Annotated in this window: 16 protein-coding genes and 1 tRNA gene; 6 read left to right on the top strand and 11 right to left on the bottom strand. The window is 67.5% G+C overall.

Annotated elements, in window-relative coordinates; all coding sequences use genetic code 11:
* Nucleotides 1-39 precede the first annotated feature (39 nt).
* Nucleotides 40-528: a CinA family protein gene (locus ACYX4P_RS12380; RefSeq protein ID WP_248116762.1), complete on the top strand. Its 489-nt coding sequence runs from the start codon at nucleotides 40-42 to the stop codon at nucleotides 526-528.
* Nucleotides 525-776: a sulfurtransferase TusA family protein gene (locus ACYX4P_RS12385; RefSeq protein ID WP_248116764.1), complete on the top strand. Its 252-nt coding sequence runs from the start codon at nucleotides 525-527 to the stop codon at nucleotides 774-776. The genes ACYX4P_RS12380 and ACYX4P_RS12385 overlap by 4 nt, the downstream gene beginning before the upstream one ends.
* On the opposite strand, the gene ACYX4P_RS12390 is transcribed toward ACYX4P_RS12385, so the two are convergent.
* Nucleotides 733-1,578: a YihY/virulence factor BrkB family protein gene (locus tag ACYX4P_RS12390; protein WP_374323123.1), complete on the bottom strand. Its 846-nt coding sequence runs from the start codon at nucleotides 1,576-1,578 to the stop codon at nucleotides 733-735. The genes ACYX4P_RS12385 and ACYX4P_RS12390 overlap by 44 nt on opposite strands.
* A gap of 298 nt (nucleotides 1,579-1,876) precedes the next feature.
* Here ACYX4P_RS12390 and ACYX4P_RS12395 point away from each other — a divergent pair, with 298 nt between their 5' ends.
* The gene (locus ACYX4P_RS12395) at nucleotides 1,877-3,184 is read left to right on the top strand and encodes a diguanylate cyclase domain-containing protein (protein ID WP_248116768.1); all 1,308 of its coding nucleotides are present in this window, start codon (nucleotides 1,877-1,879) and stop codon (nucleotides 3,182-3,184) included.
* Between the two features lie 10 nt (nucleotides 3,185-3,194).
* Here ACYX4P_RS12395 and mfd read toward each other — a convergent pair whose 3' ends face one another.
* Together mfd and ACYX4P_RS12405 are read right to left on the bottom strand one after the other, a co-directional pair.
* Entirely contained in the window at nucleotides 3,195-6,641 is a 3,447-nt protein-coding gene (gene mfd, locus ACYX4P_RS12400) for a transcription-repair coupling factor (RefSeq protein ID WP_248116770.1), read from the bottom strand.
* Nucleotides 6,641-6,967 (bottom strand): FAD assembly factor SdhE, encoded by a 327-nt coding sequence (locus ACYX4P_RS12405; protein ID WP_248116772.1) that lies wholly within the window; start codon nucleotides 6,965-6,967, stop codon nucleotides 6,641-6,643. Before ACYX4P_RS12405 ends, mfd begins: the two co-directional genes overlap by 1 nt.
* Before the next feature lie 146 nt (nucleotides 6,968-7,113).
* Here ACYX4P_RS12405 and recG point away from each other — a divergent pair, with 146 nt between their 5' ends.
* Nucleotides 7,114-9,201, top strand: a complete 2,088-nt coding sequence (gene recG / locus ACYX4P_RS12410; protein WP_248116774.1) for an ATP-dependent DNA helicase RecG — start codon at nucleotides 7,114-7,116, stop codon at nucleotides 9,199-9,201.
* A gap of 198 nt (nucleotides 9,202-9,399) precedes the next feature.
* On the opposite strand, the gene ACYX4P_RS12415 is transcribed toward recG, so the two are convergent.
* From ACYX4P_RS12415 to ACYX4P_RS12435, 5 genes are read right to left on the bottom strand one after another with little or no spacing between them, the layout of a single operon-like run.
* The gene (locus ACYX4P_RS12415; RefSeq protein WP_248116776.1) at nucleotides 9,400-10,194 is read right to left on the bottom strand and encodes an MBL fold metallo-hydrolase; all 795 of its coding nucleotides are present in this window, start codon (nucleotides 10,192-10,194) and stop codon (nucleotides 9,400-9,402) included.
* Entirely contained in the window at nucleotides 10,191-10,973 is a 783-nt protein-coding gene (locus ACYX4P_RS12420) for a TatD family hydrolase (RefSeq protein ID WP_248116779.1), read from the bottom strand. Before ACYX4P_RS12420 ends, ACYX4P_RS12415 begins: the two co-directional genes overlap by 4 nt.
* Nucleotides 10,973-11,962, bottom strand: coding sequence for a DNA polymerase III subunit delta' (locus tag ACYX4P_RS12425; RefSeq protein ID WP_248116781.1), 990 nt, complete (start codon nucleotides 11,960-11,962; stop codon nucleotides 10,973-10,975). The genes ACYX4P_RS12420 and ACYX4P_RS12425 overlap by 1 nt, the downstream gene beginning before the upstream one ends.
* Nucleotides 11,959-12,591, bottom strand: coding sequence for a dTMP kinase (gene tmk, locus ACYX4P_RS12430; RefSeq protein WP_248116783.1), 633 nt, complete (start codon nucleotides 12,589-12,591; stop codon nucleotides 11,959-11,961). Before tmk ends, ACYX4P_RS12425 begins: the two co-directional genes overlap by 4 nt.
* A gap of 38 nt (nucleotides 12,592-12,629) precedes the next feature.
* Nucleotides 12,630-13,529 carry a septal ring lytic transglycosylase RlpA family protein gene (locus ACYX4P_RS12435; protein ID WP_248116785.1) on the bottom strand — a complete coding sequence of 300 codons (900 nt, stop codon included), beginning with the start codon at nucleotides 13,527-13,529 and terminating at the stop codon, nucleotides 12,630-12,632.
* 110 nt (nucleotides 13,530-13,639) lie between these two features.
* On the opposite strand from ACYX4P_RS12435, the gene ACYX4P_RS12440 reads away from it, so the two are divergent.
* Nucleotides 13,640-13,726, top strand: a tRNA-Ser gene (locus ACYX4P_RS12440).
* A 76-nt stretch (nucleotides 13,727-13,802) separates the two neighbouring features.
* A complete protein-coding gene (locus tag ACYX4P_RS12445; protein ID WP_248116787.1) occupies nucleotides 13,803-15,122 on the top strand; it encodes an Hsp70 family protein in 1,320 nt (439 codons plus the stop codon).
* A gap of 8 nt (nucleotides 15,123-15,130) precedes the next feature.
* On the opposite strand, the gene ACYX4P_RS12450 is transcribed toward ACYX4P_RS12445, so the two are convergent.
* Genes ACYX4P_RS12450 through ACYX4P_RS12460 form a run of 3 tightly spaced genes read right to left on the bottom strand, consistent with a single transcriptional unit; the run spans nucleotide 15,131 to nucleotide 17,740 of the window.
* Nucleotides 15,131-16,249 (bottom strand): acyl-CoA dehydrogenase family protein, encoded by a 1,119-nt coding sequence (locus ACYX4P_RS12450; protein WP_248116789.1) that lies wholly within the window; start codon nucleotides 16,247-16,249, stop codon nucleotides 15,131-15,133.
* Between the two features lie 4 nt (nucleotides 16,250-16,253).
* Complete coding sequence (locus ACYX4P_RS12455; RefSeq protein ID WP_248116791.1) at nucleotides 16,254-16,532, bottom strand: hypothetical protein; 279 nt, start codon at nucleotides 16,530-16,532, stop codon at nucleotides 16,254-16,256.
* A gap of 26 nt (nucleotides 16,533-16,558) precedes the next feature.
* Nucleotides 16,559-17,740, bottom strand: coding sequence for an acyl-CoA dehydrogenase family protein (locus tag ACYX4P_RS12460; protein WP_248116793.1), 1,182 nt, complete (start codon nucleotides 17,738-17,740; stop codon nucleotides 16,559-16,561).
* Nucleotides 17,741-17,920: the final 180 nt, after the last annotated feature.

Raw genomic sequence — 17,920 nt, forward strand, 5'->3', positions numbered from 1 at the left:
CCTCTGGTTAGAACCGGGTTCGCGGCCTATGAAAAGACAATGTTCCCCCAAGACATCCAGCGCCTGGCGCAACAGATCGTCGCAACCGCGACGGAACGCGGCCTGATGCTGACAACGGCCGAAAGCTGCACCGGCGGCCTGGTCGCCGCCGCCCTGACGGCCGTTCCCGGATCGTCCGCCGCCCTGGATCGCGGTTTCGTCACCTACAGCAACGCCGCCAAGGTGCAGATGTTGGACGTGCCCGAAGAAACTCTGGCCCGTCATGGCGCGGTGTCGCAGCCGACTGCTCGCGCCATGGCGATGGGTGCGGCGGCCCGTTCTGACGCTCAGGTTTCAGTCTCCGTCACCGGCGTGGCCGGCCCCGGCGGCGGATCGGCGGACAAGCCGGTCGGACTGGTGCATTTCGCCGCTTCGGGGCCTTTGGGCGTCGTCCACCGCGAGATGCGGTTCGGCGACATCGGCCGCGACGCCGTGCGTCTGGCCAGCGTGCGCGTGGCGCTGGAGCTGCTGGCGGATCGGCTGGGGTGAACGATCCCGTCGTCGTCGATGCACGCGGCCACCGCTGCCCGGTCCCCAGCCTGAAGCTGATGAAGGCGATGCAGGACGCCGCCCCCGGCGCCCGGTTCGTTCTGTTGGCCACGGACCCGATGGCCCGGATCGACGTGCCGTTCCTGATGTCTCAGAAGGGCGGAAAGGTCCTCGCCATAGAAGAGGTCGACGGGATCTTGCGTCTTACGATCGAGATCGGCGGCTGGCCCGACGCTCCGACAGATTGACCACGCCGGCCGGCACGGCCTCCAACTCGGCCTGTTTCTTGGCGGCCAGCTCCATTTCCGTGGCGAAGGCCCCGCCATAGAAGATGGCGTTGACGTTCCACGACAGCCAGATCAGCAGCACGACCACCGCGCCCACCGACCCATAGGTGGCCCCCAGGGGCGCGATCTGCTCGACATAGATGGCGCACAGCCACGACGACACCACCGACATCAGCGTCGCGACCAGACCGCCCACCGCCGCCGGCAGCCAGGCGACCGGCGTCCGGTGGCTCATGGCGTAGCGATAGAGCAGCGTCATCCCGATCACCAAGCCGATGGCGGGCAGGAAGGAGTCCAGCGGCGCCATTGCCTTAGCCTGCGACTCGGCCGCCGCCGACGAGGCATGGGCCAGGATCCGTACCGTCACCACCGCGCCCGACACCACGGTGAACAGGGCGAAGGCGAAGACGGCCACAAAGAAGGCCAGCAGGTTGAATTTGAAGAAGCCATGCGGCTCCGTCTCATCATGGATCAGGTTCAACCCGGCCAGCAAGGCCTTGAATCCCCTGTGCGCCGCATAGGCGCCCACGAACAGGGCGAAGGCGCTCTGGGCCGAGACGGTCCGGGCTGAGGCGTTGCTCAACCGGGCGATCTCGTCCTGAAATATGGTCTGGGCGGCGTTGGGCAAGAGGTCCGACAGGGCGGCCGCCTGGGCGCTGACCTCGCTGATCGACAGGCCCAGCTTGTAGAATCCGATCAGGATGGCGATGGCCGGAAACACCGCAAGCAGGGCGAAGAACGACACCCCGCCGGTATAGAGCATGACGTCGCGCCCCCAACTGCGGGTGAAGGCCCTGACCGCCAGCCCGCCCCAGAATTTGGGCGCCTTCAGCACCGATCGTGTCAGCTGTTCGCTCAAGCCGGTCCCCACAACCGTTACTGCAAGCGGCGGAACCTAGCGGATTCCGCCGTCGGTTAAAGTCTCATCCGCGTGAGGACGGTCTTTCCACGATCCCGCCACGATGCGACGCGGCGTGACATTGCATCCTTAACACCCTCGTCGTTATGGTCCGCCCGCTTCTCGCCCAGCTTGGGCTTAAGGGGCTACGGAGACGACCGGCTTGGCTTTCGACGCGCGTGTATTGATCCTGGCGGCCGACGACGGCCGGATCGGGCCGCTCGCCGCCGGGCTGGACGCCTTGGGATGGCGCACGGTGACGGCGCGCGACGTCGTCTCGGGCGAGATGACGCTGAAGGATTTCCCGCTGGAAGCCGCCGTCGTCGACATCGACGGCATGGGCGAGGACGTTGCTCTGCGTCTGCGCGCCGCCGCCGAACCGCGTCGCCTGCCCATTCTGGTGATCGGCGCCCGCCCCGACAGCATCGGCGGCGCCGACATGACCATGTCCGTTCCGCCGCACCCGGCCCAGGCGGCGCTTCGGCTGGAGCAGTTGGGCCGCGCCGCCATCGCCGAGGAGGAGTTTCGCCTGCGCGTCACCACCTTCGCCACGCGCGGCGTCACCCTGGACGCCCGCACCCAGGACGACGGTCCTCTGCGCGTGCTGGCCGCCGGGGTGGCCGACCGCCGTTTCCTGGCCCTGTCCAACGCCCTGACCGCTGCCGGCGTTGAGGTGATCGCGGCCCCTACCCCCTACACCGCCTTCGACTATCTGCACGAAAGCCCGTTCGACGCCGCCGTCCTGTGGGGCGCCCAGGATCACGCGCCCGCCCTGTCCATTGCGGCGGGCATGAAGCGCAACACCCGCCTCTACCACATCCCGCTGATGCTCTATCTGCGCGGCAAGAACGAGATCAGCCTGTCGGAGCTGTTCAATCGCGGCTTCGCCGATGTCGCCTCGGTCGATACGCCGGAAGGCGAGACGGCCGAGCGGATCCTGGCCCTGGCCGGCGCCCACCGCACCCACCTTGGCATTCGAAAGACGCTGGATTCGGTGCGTGGTCTGGAGCTGATGGACCCAGAGACGGGCCTGTTCACGCCCGAACTGTTCGCCAGCCACCTGGCCCGCGTGGCCGAGGCGTCGCGCGCGCGCAAGCGCCCGCTTTCCGTCTGCGTCCTGCGGGTGCGAGAGACCGAGGCGGTCACCTGGGCGCGGCAGGGCGGCTGGCTGGACCGCGCCATGCCCCAGATCGGGGCCATGGTCTCGCGCCTTGTCCGAGTCGAGGATACGCCGGCGCGTCTGGCCAAGGAGGTCTTCGCCCTCGCCCTGCCCGCCACCCATGCCGAGCCGGCGCGCCTGGCGGCCGAACGGATCGCCGCCGTCATCGGCTGCACCGCTTTCGACGCTGGCCCTGATCGTTCGCCGTTCGTGGCAGAGTTCGACGTCGGCGCCGCCGAGATGCGCCCCGACGAAAGCGCCGCCGCCCTTCTGGAACGGGCATCCGCCGACCTGTTCGAGAAGACGCGCTGACGGCGGGCGTCTACACCCCCGCCACCCGCGCCAGATCGGCGGTGATCCGTTCCGCCACCTTCAGTCGATCTTCCGCCGTGGGCCAATCGCCCGACACCACGATCTTCTGATCCGGCCTGATCTTCCAGAAGGCCTGGTTCTTCTGGATCAGCCCCACCAGCCCAACGGGATTGGGGAAGCTGTTGTCGCGCAGGGTCAGAACCGCGCCGCGTGGGCCGATGTCGATCTTTTCGATACAGGCCTTGCGGCAATTGGCCTTGATGCCGACGATCTTCAGCAGTTGCTGCGCTTCGTCGGGCAAAGGTCCGAAACGGTCGATCAGCTCGGCGGCCAGGGCTTCGCGATCCTCGCTCCGCTCGGCGTCGGACAGACGGCGGTAAAGGCTCAGACGCACGTTCAGGTCCGGCACGTAATCTTCTGGAATCAGGACAGAAGCCCCAACGTTGATAGACGGCGACCAGCCGCGATCCACGGTCACGCCCTCGCCCTTCTCCTTCAGCTCGGCGACCGCGTCCTCCAGCATCTGCTGGTACAGTTCGACGCCGACCTCGCGGATATGGCCCGACTGTTCGTCGCCCAGCAGATTGCCGCCGCCGCGCTGATCCAGGTCGTGGCTGGCCAGTTGGAAACCGGCGCCCAGATTGTCCAGCGACTGCAGCACCTGCAGACGCCGCTCGGCCGACAGGGTCATGGGCTTGATCGGATCGGTGGTCAGATAGGCGAAGGCTCGCGCCTTGGACCGCCCGACCCGTCCCCGAATCTGATAAAGCTGAGCCAGGCCGAACATGTCGGCCCGGTGCACGACCAGCGTATTGGCCGTCGGAATATCCAGCCCGCTTTCGACGATGGTGGTCGAGACAAGCACGTCGTACTCCCCGTCGTAGAAGGCGCTCATCACCTCCTCCAGCTGGGTCGCGCTCATCTGGCCGTGGCCGACGACGAACTTCACTTCGGGGACCTGTTCGCGCAGGAACTTCTCGATGTCCGGCAGGTCTTTCAGGCGCGGCGCGACATAGTAGGCCTGACCGCCGCGATATTTCTCGCGCAGCAGGGCCTCGCGCACCAGCACCGGATCCCATGGCGTCACATAGGTTCGCACCGCCAGGCGGTCGACCGGCGGGGTGGCGATGATCGACATCTCGCGAATTCCGGTCAGGGCCATCTGCAGGGTGCGCGGGATCGGCGTGGCGGTCAGGGTCAGCAGATGCACGTCGGCCCGAAGCGTCTTCAGCTTCTCCTTGTGCTTGACGCCGAAATGCTGCTCCTCGTCCACGATCACCAGGCCCAGGTCGCGGAACCCGACCTGTTCGGCCAGGACCGCATGGGTGCCGACCACGATCTCGACCGAGCCGTCCTTCAGGCCCGCCCGCGTCTCCGTCGCCTCCTTGCCCGTCACCATCCGCGACAGCTGACGCACCTTGACCGGCCAGCCGGCGAACCGTTCGGTGAAGGTCTTGAAGTGCTGACGCGCCAGCAGGGTGGTCGGGGCCACCACGGCCACCTGTTGCCCCGTCATGGCCACCACGAAAGCCGCCCGCAGCGCAACCTCCGTCTTGCCGAAGCCGACGTCGCCGCAGATCAGGCGATCCATCGGCACGCCCTTGCCCAGGTCTTCCAGCACGTCGCCGATGGCGTTCAACTGGTCGTCGGTCTCTTCATACGGGAAGCGCGCGCAGAATTCGGCGAACAGACCGGGCGGCGGGGTGACGGCCTCCGTCTCGCGCAGCGCGCGCTTGGCGGCCAGGGCGATCAGCCCCTCGGCCATGGCGCGCAGCCGCTCCTTGGCCTTGGCCTTGCGCGCCTGCCAGCCCGCGCCCCCCAGCCGATCCAGCTGAGCCCCTTCGGAATCCGAGCCGTAACGGGTCAGAAGGTCGATGTTCTCGACCGGCAGATACAGTTTGCTCTCCCCGGCGTACATCAGCTCCAGGCAGTCGTGCGGCGCCTGCTGGATATCCAGCGTCTTCAGGCCCTCGTAACGGCCGATGCCGTGATCCAGGTGGACGACCAGATCGCCGGTCGTCAGGGCCGAGGCCTCGGCCAGGAAGTTCGAGGCCCGGCGCTTCTTCCGGGGCCGCGCCAGACGGTCGCCCAGGATGTCGGTTTCGGAGATTACGGCCACATCGTCGGTGACGAAGCCATGTTCGACCGGCAGGACGCCCCGCAGATACAGGTCCTCGGGCGCCGACTGCACATCGGCCCAGTCGCGCACGGCGACGATGTGATCCAGCCCATGGTCGGCCAGCATGGTCGCCAGTCGCTCGGACGAGCCTTCGGTCCAGCTGGCGAACAACACCCGCTTGCCCTCGCCTTTCAGCGTCTGGGCGTGGGCGGCGACAGCTTCGAACAGATTGACGCTGTCCTGCGCCCGTTCGGCCGCGAAGGTTCGGCCCAGCCGTCCGCCCGCGTCCTCGCTGCCGTTAGAGAAGGGCGTGAACCGCCGCACCGCCCGGCCCGCCAGCGCCTGATTCCAGTCGCCCGCGTCCATATAGAGTTGCTTCGGCGGCAGGGCGCGATTGGCGACTGCGCCCCCCTTCGCTTTCGCCGCCTCCGCGCGCGCCTCATAGGCGTCGGCGATCAGGTCCCAACGCTCGCCACGCGCCGTCTCGACCTGATTGTCCAGAAACACCTGCGCCTGATCCGGCAGATAGTCGAACAGGGTGTCCAGGCCGTCGTAGAACAACGGCAGCCACTGCTCCATGCCCTGACGCCGCGCGCCCTCGCTGATCGTCGCATACAAAGGATCGTCTCCCGGCGCCCCGAACAGGTTCAGGTATCCGGTGCGGAAGCGCGAAATGGCGGCGGCGTCCAGCAGGGCCTCCGACACCGGCGCCAGCGACACGGCCTTCATCTGCCCCGTCGAACGCTGTGTCTCGGGATCAAAGGTGCGGATCGATTCCAGTTCGGAGCCAAACATATCCAGCCGCACCGGCTCGGCGAAGCCGGGCGGATAGACGTCCACCACCCCGCCGCGCACGGCGAACTCCCCGCGTTCCGAAACGGTGGAGGCGCGGACATAGCCGTTGGCGGCGAAATACCGCTCCAGCGCCTGAATATCCAGGTCGCGGCCGACCTTGGTCTCGAAACCGGCCTGAAGGGTCACGGACCGGGGCGGCGTGCGCTGCATGGCTGCCGAAATCGTCGTGACGACCAGCACCGGCGCGTCGTCCGGCTTGCGTTGCGCCAGCCGCGTCAGGGTCGCCATCCGCTGCGCCGCAATGCCCGCCGTGGGGCTCAGCCGGTCATAGGGCAGGCAATCCCAGGCCGGATACTCCAGCACTTCAATATCTTGCGAGAAGAACTTAAACGCCTGAACGAAGGCGCCCGACCGCTGATAATCCCGCGCGACGAACAGGGCGACGTCGCCCGCCGCCTTCAGACGCTCGGCCGTAATCAGGGCGTCCAGCCCCTCCGGCGCCCCGCCCAGGTCGGCGTCGGTCCGCATCACCTGCTGATCCATCAACCGATACCCTTGCTGACTTCGGCGGCGACATGGGCGCGCATGAAGGCGCGCACCTTGGCCATCACCGGCGTCTCGAACTCGGGCGGCGTCGGCTCACGCTCGATGATCCAGCCATAGAGCCACTGATCCTCCTCCTCGATCAGCCGCTCGAACAGGTCCAGCTCGGCGTCGGTCAGGGTCGGCGCCACCTGGTCCGAGAATGGACCCAGCACCATGTCGGCCTCGCGGAACCCCCGGCGCCAGGAGCGGAATTGGATGCGGCCCAGGCGCTGCTTGCGGTCCTGGGTCATTTCGCCTTCGGGGCGCGCGTCGATTTCGGCCACAAGAATCCTTGCCCGTTGAATATGCCGGTGCGCTCAAGCAGCGATCCGCCGCGTGGCGAGCGATGGCGCACCCGAAATGGAAGAAGCGCAGATAGCGTTCCTCGCCCTGTTTCGCCACCCGTCATGGTCACGCTATGTTCCCCGCGATGCGCCCGCCGAGTCTCTTTCCCCTGTTCGCCGAGGTTTCGACCCTGAAGGGCGTGGGTCCGCGCGCCCTGCCCCTGGTGCAGAAGGTCGCCGGGCCGCTGGTGCGCGATCTGGTCTTCCTGTCGCCGTCGGGCGTCATCGTCCGCCGTCCGATGCAGGCCGCCGACGCGGTGGACGGCGAGGTCGGCGTCTTCGAGGTGACCATCGACCGGATGTTCGTCCCCAGCCGGCCAGGCGCCCCGCTGAAGGTGCGGGCGACCGACCCCACCGGCTTCGTCCACCTGGTCTGGTTCGGCGGATCGGCCCAGCACATCGACCGACTGCTGCCGCGTGGTGAGACGCGGCTGGTCTCGGGCAAGGTCGAGCGCTTCAATGGCGAGGTCCAGATCGTCCATCCCGACATCGCCGCGCTGGACAAGGCCGCCGACATCCCCGCCTCCGAACCCGTCTATCCGGCGACCCAAGGACTGACCTCGCGCCAGCTTCGCAAACTGGTCCAGGCCGCCCTGCCCGCCGCGCCGAATCTGGCCGAATGGCAGGATGCGGCCTGGCTGAAGAAGCAGGGCTGGCTGTCCTGGCGCGCCGCGCTGGACGCCCTGCACGCCCCCGCGGGCGAACCTGACCTGTCGCCCGAAGCGCCTGTCCGTCAGCGCCTGGCCTATGACGAATTCCTGGCCCACCAGTTGGCCCTGGCCCGCCGCCGTCGCGCGAGAGAGATCAAGCCCGCGCCCGTCATCGCGCCGGGCGCGGCGTCCGACCATCTGCTTCAGGCCCTGCCCTTCCAGCTGACAAACGCTCAGGCCCAGGCTGTCGCGGAAATCCGCCGCGATCTGGCCGGCGGCAAACAGATGGGCCGTCTGCTGCAGGGCGATGTGGGTTCCGGCAAGACCGCCGTCGCCGCTCTCGCCCTAGCCGACGCGGCGTCCAGCGGTTTCCAGTCCGCCCTGATGGCGCCGACCGAAATTCTGGCGCGCCAGCACTACGAGAAGCTGGGTCCCCTGCTGGGAAGCGCGGGCGTCGACGCTGTCCTGCTGACCGGCCGCGACACCAACGGCCAAAGGCGCGAGAAACTGGCCGCCCTCGCATCGGGCCAGGCCCAGGTCGCCATCGGCACCCACGCCCTGTTCCAGGACGCCGTGCGTTTCGACCGGCTGGCCCTGGCCGTCATCGACGAACAGCACCGTTTCGGCGTCAGCGAGCGCCAGCGTCTTCAGGCCAAGGGCGACCCGCGTCTGGGCGCCGTTCACCTGCTGACCATGTCAGCCACCCCCATCCCCCGCACGCTTGAGTTGACGCAGTACGGCGAACTGGAGGTCAGCCGCCTGATGGAAAAGCCGCCCGGCCGCACCCCCGTCACCACCGCCGTCCTGCCCCTGGCCCGCATCGGCGAGGTCGCCGCCCGTTTGAAGACCGCTGTCGAAAGCGGCGCCCAGGCCTATTGGATCTGCCCCTTGGTCGCGGAATCGGAAGCCATAGACCTCGCCGCCGCCGTCGACCGCGCCGACGACCTTCGCCGCTTGCTGGGGGTCGAGGTCGGCCTGGCCCACGGCCAGATGCCCGGCGCCGAGCGCGAGGCGGTCATGGCCGACTTCGCCGATGGCCGCCGGCCGGTTCTGGTGGCGACCACGGTGGTCGAGGTGGGGGTCGATGTCCCCAACGCCTCAATCATGGTGATCGAACACGCCGACCGTTTCGGCCTGGCCCAGTTGCACCAGCTGCGCGGTCGCGTCGGTCGCGGCGCCAAGGCCAGCGCCTGCATCCTCCTGTATGGCGGACAGGACGGGGGCCTGGGTGACACGGCGAAAGAGCGGCTCGACACTCTGCGCCGCACCGAGGACGGCTTCGTCATCGCGGAGGAGGATTTCCGCCTGCGCGGCGGCGGCGACCCGCTGGGCCTGAAACAGAGCGGGTTTCCCGCCTACCGTTTCGCCGACCCGATCAAGCACCGCACCCTGATGCTGGCCGCAGCCGACGACGCCCGACTGATCCTGAACCGCGACCCCGATCTGACCTCCGAACGCGGCCAGGCGGTGCAGGTGTTGGAGGAGCTATTCGACTGGAAAGGCCATAAGGCGGGGTCGGACTGACAGGCGGCGCGGCTCTCCATCCTAATCGGGTAGGAAAAGCCGAATCCAGTCAGGGACGTGCGCCGCAGCAGCGTCATTCGACCCAACCTAGCCCCAGGCCGTGTTAGTCTTGTGGATCGGTCTTTGACATCGTTGGTAAGTTGGACTCGTTGGACTGTTTTTTTGGGTTCAACTTCGCGCCTGGAAACGATCCGGTCCTTAACCGATTATCCCGCTCCACCCATCGAAACCAACTTCGACATTCGCCGGAACAAGCGCCGACAACGCCTTGTAATCCATGTCGATATGCAGGTTGGTCAGCACCGCCTGCTCCACATCGGCGGCGGCGATCCATTCCAGCGCCTGGTCCAGATGGGCGTGGGTCGGGTGGGGCGTGTACCGTAGGGCGTCCACGATCCACAGCTGGCAGCCCGCCACAGCTTTCAGGGCCGCCTCGTCCAGGTCCGACACGTCGCTGGAATAGGCCATGTCGCCCAGCCGGTACCCTACCGACCGGATCGGTCCGTGCGCCTGATCGAAGGTCGTGACCGGGACCGCGCCGCCCGCCCCCTCGACCGACCACGCTTCGCCATGCGGCGGAATCGTGTGCGCCTCCAGCAACGGCGGATAGCCCAGCTTGGTCGCGAAGATATAGTCGAACCGATGCGTCAGCGACGTCCGCGTCGCCGCGTCCATCCAGGCTGGAATCCGCTTTCGCGCCCGCGCGGCGAAGGTGCGCAGATCGTCGATCCCATGCGTCTGGTCGGCATGATCGTGGGTGTAGAGCACGGAGTCGACGTGCATAGTCCCGCTCGCCAGCATCTGCTCGCGCAGGTCCGGCGAGGTGTCGATCAGGACATTGGTCACGCCGTCCGCTCCGGCTTTGCGGGCCAGCATCGAACAGCGCGTGCGACGGTTCCTGGGCTCGCCCGGATCACAGGCGCCCCAGTCGCCGTCGCCGCGCGGCACGCCGCCTGACGATCCGCTACCCAGGATGACGACCTCGAAACTCATGCCGATCTCGGTATCCGGTCAAAAAGGCCGAAGAAGGCCTCGGTCGTGATCCGGTCCGCCTCCTCGGCGGTCCAGCCCCGAATTTCAGCCAGCTTGTCCATCACATGACCGATATAGGCCGGCTCGTTGCGCCGCCCCCGATGCGGAATGGGCGCCAGATAGGGGCAGTCGGTCTCCACGATGATCCGGTCGCCCGGCATGTCGCGAATGACCGCCCGCACATCCTCGGCCGCCTTGAAGGTGGCGATGCCGGACACCGAGAACCACGCCCCCATTTCCGCAGCAAACTTCGCCAGTTGCGGCCCGCTCGTGTAGCAGTGCATCAACATCTTGAACCGCCCGGCGGCGCATTCCTCGCGCAGGATATCCGTCATCACCTCGTCCGCCTCTCGGGTATGGATCACCAGCGGCAGACCGGTTTCTCGCGCGGCAGCCACATGCTGGCGGAACACCGCGGCCTGAATCTCGCGCGGGCTGAGGTCATAGTGGAAATCCAGGCCGCACTCGCCGATCCCCACCACCTTGGGCCGCTGCGCCAGTTCGATCAGGGTCGCCGCCGTCAGGTCCGCCGCATCCTTGGCCTCGTGCGGATGGACCCCCACCGTGCACCAGATGTCGTCATGCGCCATGGCGATCCCATGGGTCGCCTCGAAGGTCGTCAGCTTGTCCGAAATCTCGACCATCAGCCCGACGCCCGCCTCGCGCGCCCGCGCGATAACGGCGTCCCGGTCCTCGTCGAACTGCGGCGCATGCAGGTTCACATGGCTGTCGATCAGCATCAGCCCATCCCCCCCTGTTGGACCTGAACCCGGCGGATGTCCGCCAGGGCGCCGGCCAGCACGTCGCCGCGATCCAGGTTCAAACCCGCCGTCCGTTCCGGCAGGGGCTGCAGCCGCTCCCACAGATCGGCCCAGCGATGGCCGCCGGACCCGCCGCCCAGCGCCCGCATCTTCACCGCCGAAATCAGTCGGTCCATCAGCACTTCGAACCGTTCCTGCCCTTCGGCGCCCCGGAACTTGTCGGCGACCGCAAGGGCCTCGGCCCGGTCGATGTCGCCCTCCACCCAGCGCCGCGCCAGTTGATCCATCTCGAACGTCCCGCCCGAAGCCAACGCCAGGGCCGCGCCCGGCGATCCGCCCGCCATGGCCGCCGCGTGTTCGGCGTCCTCGCGCTCAACGCCCGTCCGGTTACGAACCAACGCCTCCAGCCGATCCGGCGTCCAGATCGGGAAACTCAGCCGCCGACACCGCGAGCGGATGGTCGCCAGCAGCCTTCCTGGCGCATGGGTCACCAGAAACAGCACCCCACGCTCGGGCGGCTCTTCAAGAACCTTCAGCAAGGCGTTGGCGGCGTTGACATTCAGGTCGTCCGCGGCATCGATGATCGCCACCCGATGTTGGGCCTGAGACGGGCTCTTGGAGAAGAACTCCGGCAGTTCGCGCGACTGGTCGACCGAGATCGACTTCTTGGTCTTGCCCCCTTCGACCAGCCGCTCCAGCACCAGGAGATCGGGGTGGGCCTGGGCCGAGATCAGCCGACTGACCGAATCGTCGCGCCGCGCTCCCAAGGGCCCGCGCGCTGGATCGGCCGCAGCCCCCAGCAGACGCCGCGCCGCGCGATAAGCGAAGGTCGCCTTGCCCACGCCCTCGACCCCGCACAACAGCCAGGCATGATGCAGCCGCCCCCGCTCCCAAGCGTCCAAAAACGCCGCCTCGGCCGCCGCATCGGGGACCAGATCGAATCGGTCGCGAGGATGATCCTCGCTCACAGCAGCCGGTCCTGAACCGCCCGCCAGACCCGCGCCTCCACCTCGTCCAGCGAACCGACCGCATCGATCAGCACGCACCGTTCGGGATGCGCCTCTACGATCCTCAGGAACCCTTCCCGCAGACGCTGATGGAAGGCTAGCCCCTTGGATTCGAACCGCGTCTCGAACAGGCCGCGCCCGAACGCACGCTCTAGCCCCACCTCGACCGGCAGATCGAAGATCAGGGTCAGGTCCGGCTGGTCCGCGCCGACCACGCCGGCGTCGATCTGTTCGATGAAGCTCTGGGCCACGCCGCCGCCCGCGCCCTGATAGGCGCGACTGCTGTCGGCGAACCGATCGCACACCACCCAGTCGCCGGCCTCCAGCGCCGGTCTCACCGTATGCTCCAGATGATCGGACCGGGCCGCATACATCAAAAGGGTCTCGGTCATGGCCGACCACGGCTCGGCCTCGTTGGCCACCACCAAGTTGCGGATCACCTCGGCGCCCTTCGATCCGCCGGGTTCGCGCGTGCGCACCACCTGCCGGTCGCCCAGCACGGGTTTCAGCCGCTCGACCAGTCGCCCGACCTGGGTCGACTTGCCGGCGCCCTCGCCGCCTTCGAAGCTTATGAAACGTCCACGGGTCACGGGCGCACTAATGGCGTCCCGGGCGCGGGTGGCAAGCCTTAGCCGCCGGATATCAACAGGGCGTCGGCATATCCGCGCGCCATGACCGCCTGACGGGCGCTCTCGGCCGCCGCCTGATCGATCCAAGGTCCGACCAGAACCCGGTATCCGCCGCCGGTCTCGTCCACCTTGGCCCGCGCGCCCAGCCGTTCGGCGATTCGCTGGGCCGCACCCGGATCGCGGAAGGCGCCCGCCTGCACCCAATAGGATCCGCCAATGGGGGCGACCGGCGTCGGAACGGCCTGCGGCGGCGCATAGGCCGGCGGCGGCGTATAGGGTGGTTGTGGCGTGTAATAGGGTTGAGGCGTCGTCTGGATCGGCGCGGGCTGAACATTCGCCATCTGCACGGTATGCGGCTCGCCCGTCCTCGGGGCCTCGGCCCTCAGGACCGTGCCGCCGCCCAAACGCGGCGCCTGGCCCAGATAGCGCACCCGCACCCGCGCCACGCCGTCGCGCCGCATATCCAGTTCGTCCGCCGCTTCGCGCGACAGGTCGATGATGCGCCCATCCACGAACGGGCCGCGGTCGTTGACCCGCGCCACGATCCGCCGCCCGTTGTTCAGATTGGTCACCTCCACCAGGCCCGGCAGCGGCAGGGTCTTATGCGCCGCGGTCAGGGCGTGCATGTCGAACCGCTCTCCGGTCGAGGTCGGGCGGCCGTTGAAGGCGTCGCCATACCAGGACGCCATGCCCACCTCGTCATAGTTCGGCTGGTCCTTGGGCGTGTACCAGCGCCCGCGCACCTGATAGGGCCGCATCGTGCCCGAAACGATAGGCGCCGGATCCTTGACGACCGGGATGCCGCCCGCCCCGCGCGCGCCCCCCAAGCTGGAACAGGCCGCCAGCAGCGAGAACAGCCCCAGCACCAGGGCGCCGCGCATCCATCGTCCAGCCGTCATCCGCCTCGCCTCGTCTCCGTCGCTGTTAAAAACAGGATGAACGAAGACATTTCCGCTTTGGTTAACGTCCCCTTCCCCTGCTATGGCGTCCGCTCCGCTCGACGCGGCGAGGAAGTGTGGCCGAGTGGTTTAAGGCACTGGTCTTGAAAACCAGCGACGGTGTGAGCCGTCCGTGGGTTCGAATCCCACCGCTTCCGCCGTCTCCCATGTCTTAAGCCCTTGCGTCTGCCCGCCCGGACGTTAGGAACCGGCTCCCCTTTCAGGAGCGCGGCCATGACGGCGACGAAACCGATGACCATCGGCATCGACTTCGGCACGACCAATACGGTCGTGGCCTTGAGCGATGCGGACGGCGTCGCCCATCTGGCGACGTTCGACGCGGTGGAAGGTCAGACCACCACCTTCCGTTCGGCGCTCAGCTTCCAGACCCATCCCGGCGTGGACGGCCAGCCGCCCGAGCGGGTGGTCGAGGCCGGGCCCTGGGCCATCGCCGCCTATGTCGAGGATCCGCTGGACACACGGTTCATCCAGTCGTTCAAGACCTTCGCCGCCAGCGCCGCCTTCACCGAAACCCGCATCGACAACAAGCGCTACGCCTTCGAGGATCTGCTAGCGGCCTTTCTGCTGCGGCTGCGTCATCATGCGGGCGACGCGCTGGACGCCATGCCGCCGGCCGTGGTCGTGGGTCGTCCGGTCACCTTCGCCGGCGGCAATCCCGACGAGGCGCTGGCCTTGGGACGCTATCAGGCGGCCTTCCAGCGGCTCGGCTTCACCGACATCCGCTACGCCCATGAGCCGGTGGGAGCCGCCTTCTACTTCGCACGCAAGCTGACGCAGGACGCCACGGTCTTGGTCGCCGATTTCGGCGGCGGCACCAGCGACTTCTCCATCATCAGGTTCGAGCGGACGGACGACGGTCTGCGCTCGACGCCCCTGGCCCGTTCGGGCGTCGGCGTGGCGGGCGACGCCTTCGACTATCGGATCATCGACCAGTTGGTGTCGCCCGAACTGGGCAAGGGCGGATTGTACAGCTCGGTCGGAAAGCAATTGCCGATCCCGCAGCGGTATTATTCCGCCTTCGCCCGCTGGGACCAGTTGGCCCTGTTGCGCGCATCGCGCGACATGCGCGACATCCGGGCCCTGGCCCGCACCGCGCTGGAGCCGGAGAAGATCGAACGCCTGATCGAAGTGCTGGACGACAACCACGGCCACGACCTGTACCGGGCCGTGTCGACCCTCAAGATGGCCCTGTCCGCCAATGACACGGCCACCTTCCGCTTCCACGCCGGTGACGTGCACATCGAAAAGCCGGTCGCACGCGTGGAGTTCGAGGGCTGGATCGCGCCGGAACTGCACGCCATCGAAGGCGCCGTGGATCAGGCGATGGCGCGCGCGGGGCTGGCGCCAGACGGCATCGACCGGGTCTTCCTGACCGGCGGCACCTCGTTCGTGCCAGCCGTTCGCGCCATTTTCCAGAACCGTTTCGGCCAAGACCGCATCGAAACGGGCGGCGAATTCGAATCCATCGCCGCCGGTCTGGCCCTGATAGGCCGCGAACCCGATCTGGACCTGTGGAGCGAAAAGGTCGTCTAGAACCGAACCTAAAACCCCTGCGCCCGCGCCACCCGTTCGGCGTGGAACCCGGGGTCTCCCAGCAGTTCGTTCAGCACCCGTACCCGCTTCATGAACAGACCGACGTCGAACTCGTCGGTCATACCGACGCCGCCGTGCATCTGCACCGCTTCCTGCACCGCCAGTTCGGCGACGCGGCCGGCCTTGGCCTTGGCGATGGACGCGGCCAGCGAGGCGTTATCCCGCCCCTCGTCGATGGCCAGTTGCGCACCCAGCGTCGCCGCCCTCGCCAGTTCCAGTTCCGAGAACAGATGCGCCGCCCGGTGCTGCAGCGCTTGGAACTCGCCGATCAGCTTGCCGAACTGCTTGCGGGTCCGCAGATAGTCCATCGTGACCTTGAACGCCTGGTCGCCCGCCCCGGTCAGGGTGGAGGCCGCGCAGGCCCGGCCCAGCGTCAGGGCGCCGTCCAGCAGCGCCTCGCCCTGCCCCACGTCGCCGATCACCGCATCGGCGTCGACCGACACGTCGGTCAGGGTGATGCGCGCGGCGTTGTGCGCGTCCACCATGGCCGTGCGTTCGACCGCCACGCCCGCCGTCGCCGGATCGACCAGAAACAGGGTCACGCCCTCCTCCGCCCTGGCGACCACGATCAGGGCGTCCGCCACATGGCCGTCCAGCACGAACGCCTTGGCGCCGTTCAGCCTGAAGCCGTTGCCCGCCCGCTCGGCCCGCGTGGCGATGCGCGACGGCGCGTGTTTGGCGCCCTCGTCCACCGCCAGGGCCAGGATCGCTTCGCCCGCCGCGATCCGGGGCAACCAGCCCTGCTGCGCCTCCGATCCTGCGTCCATCAGAACCTTGGCCGACAGGACCGACGACCCCATGAACGGCGACGGCGTCAGGGTGCGCCCCAGGCTCTCGGCGATCACTCCGGCCTCGACGGCGCCCAGCCCCATGCCGCCCATCGCCTCGGGGATGATGACGCCGGCGAACCCCATCTCTCCGAACGCGCGCCACAGGTCGCGCGACACGCCGTCGGGATTGCGGTCGTCCCTCAGCCTTCGCAGATGGGCGATGGGGGCGTTCTCGTTCAGGAAGCCGTCGGCGGCGTCCTGCAACATCGTCTGTTCTTCGGTCAGGATCAGGGGCATGGGTTCAGTCTCCTGACTGCGCAGCGAAGTATGAGAAGGCGAGATAGATCGCCTGATAAGCGGGTGACGCCAGGAGGGCGACTTCCTGCGATGGTGACGGTCGTGGCGAGAATTTTGCCAGCCCGGCGACAATTAAAGCCACCCCGGGCGCGAGAAAGAAAAACTTGGCGCTCCAAGTCGGTGCAAGTTCGCTCCAAGACATGCCCCATCCCATAGGCGTCAGCATGAAGAAGCTCAGCATCCCGCTGAGAACGACGCCGACTACCGCGATACCGAAAGGCAAAGGCCGTTCTATTACGCCTGTCACCTTCACGCTCCCGGCAGCTGCAGCAGGTGTTTGGCGATGATGTTCAACTGAACCTCGCTGGTCCCGCCCTCGATGGAGTTGGCCTTGGTCCGCAGCCAGTCGCGCGCCGCCTTGCCGTCATGCGAACGCTCGCCCTCCCATTCCAGCGCATCGGCCCCGCCTGCCGCCATCAGCAGTTCGTGCCGCCGCTTGTTCAGCTCGGACCCATAGTATTTCAGCATGGAGGCGATGGCCGGATGCGCCTGTTTGGCCTTCACCTGATCCCCGACCCGCTCCATCGCCAAGCGGAAGGCGGCGGCGTCGATCTCCAGGTCCGCGATTCGGGCGCGCAGCATCGGCTCGTCCAGTCGCCCGGCTTCGTCGGCCCCGATGGCGTCCAGCGCCACCTGCCCGACCGGCCGCCCGCCGCCGACCTCGCCCATCGCGCCGATCATGGTCCGTTCGTGCGCCAGCAGATATTTGGCCACATCCCAGCCCCGGTTCAGCGTCCCGACCAGGTTCGCCTTCTCCACCCGCACATCGTCGAAGAAGGTCTCGCAGAAGGGCGACTTGCCGCTGATGAGGGTGATCGGCCGCGTCGTCACGCCCGGCGTCCTCATGTCAAACAGCACGAAGCTGATGCCCAGATGTTTAGGCGCATCCGGGTCCGTCCGCACCAGGCAGAAGATCCAGTCGGCCTTGTCGGCATAGGAGGTCCAGATCTTCTGGCCGTTGACGATCCAGTGGTCGCCCCGATCTTCAGCTTTCGTCTGGATCGACGCCAGGTCCGACCCGGCGCCCGGCTCGGAATAGCCCTGGCACCAACGAATCTCGCCGCGCACGATCTCGGGCAGGAACCGCGTCTTCTGTTCCTCGGTCCCGAAGGCCAGCAGCGCCGGGCCCAGCATCCAGACGCCGAAACTGGCCAGGGCCGGCTGCGCCTTGATGCGCCGCAGTTCCGAGGCGAGCACCTTGGCCTCCTCGCGGCTGAGCCCCCCGCCGCCGTATTCCTTCGGCCATTCCGGCGCGGTCCAACCGCGCGCGCCCATCCGCTCCAGCCATTGTTTGTGCGCCGGGGTCTTGAACGTCGGATTTCGCCCGCCCCAGATCATCTCGTCGTCGGCCATCGGCCCGCGACACTCGGCCGGGCAGTTGTCAGCCAGCCATGCGCGGGTCTCGGCGCGGAAGCGCTCCAGGTCGGTCATGCATCGTCTCCCTTTCGTCCCCGCTGACGGCCTCAACCGCCGCGAAAAGATCGTTGGAAACGAGCTTATCTTCGAAATCGCCCGCTTAGGAAGCGAAACCTGAATGCCGATCACCTAGAGCCTGATCCGATGAGATGGAATCGCTTCGCGATTTCATCGATGCGGTGAATCAGGCTCCAG

The sequence above is a fragment of the Brevundimonas sp. ABV4_179 genome (assembly GCF_056311945.1).

Coding starts and splice junctions, on each gene's coding strand:
- ACYX4P_RS12380 (WP_248116762.1), top strand. CDS start 40: ATGTTCCCCCAAGACATCCAGCGCCTGGCGCAACAGATCGTCGCAACC.
- ACYX4P_RS12390 (WP_374323123.1), bottom strand. CDS start 1,578: ATGCTCTATACCGGCGGGGTGTCGTTCTTCGCCCTGCTTGCGGTGTTT.
- mfd (WP_248116770.1), bottom strand. CDS start 6,641: ATGGATCAGCAGGTGATGCGGACCGACGCCGACCTGGGCGGGGCGCCG.
- recG (WP_248116774.1), top strand. CDS start 7,114: ATGCGCCCGCCGAGTCTCTTTCCCCTGTTCGCCGAGGTTTCGACCCTG.
- ACYX4P_RS12415 (WP_248116776.1), bottom strand. CDS start 10,194: ATGAGTTTCGAGGTCGTCATCCTGGGTAGCGGATCGTCAGGCGGCGTG.
- ACYX4P_RS12420 (WP_248116779.1), bottom strand. CDS start 10,973: ATGCTGATCGACAGCCATGTGAACCTGCATGCGCCGCAGTTCGACGAG.
- ACYX4P_RS12435 (WP_248116785.1), bottom strand. CDS start 13,529: ATGACGGCTGGACGATGGATGCGCGGCGCCCTGGTGCTGGGGCTGTTC.
- ACYX4P_RS12445 (WP_248116787.1), top strand. CDS start 13,803: ATGACGGCGACGAAACCGATGACCATCGGCATCGACTTCGGCACGACC.
- ACYX4P_RS12450 (WP_248116789.1), bottom strand. CDS start 16,249: ATGCCCCTGATCCTGACCGAAGAACAGACGATGTTGCAGGACGCCGCC.
- ACYX4P_RS12460 (WP_248116793.1), bottom strand. CDS start 17,740: ATGACCGACCTGGAGCGCTTCCGCGCCGAGACCCGCGCATGGCTGGCT.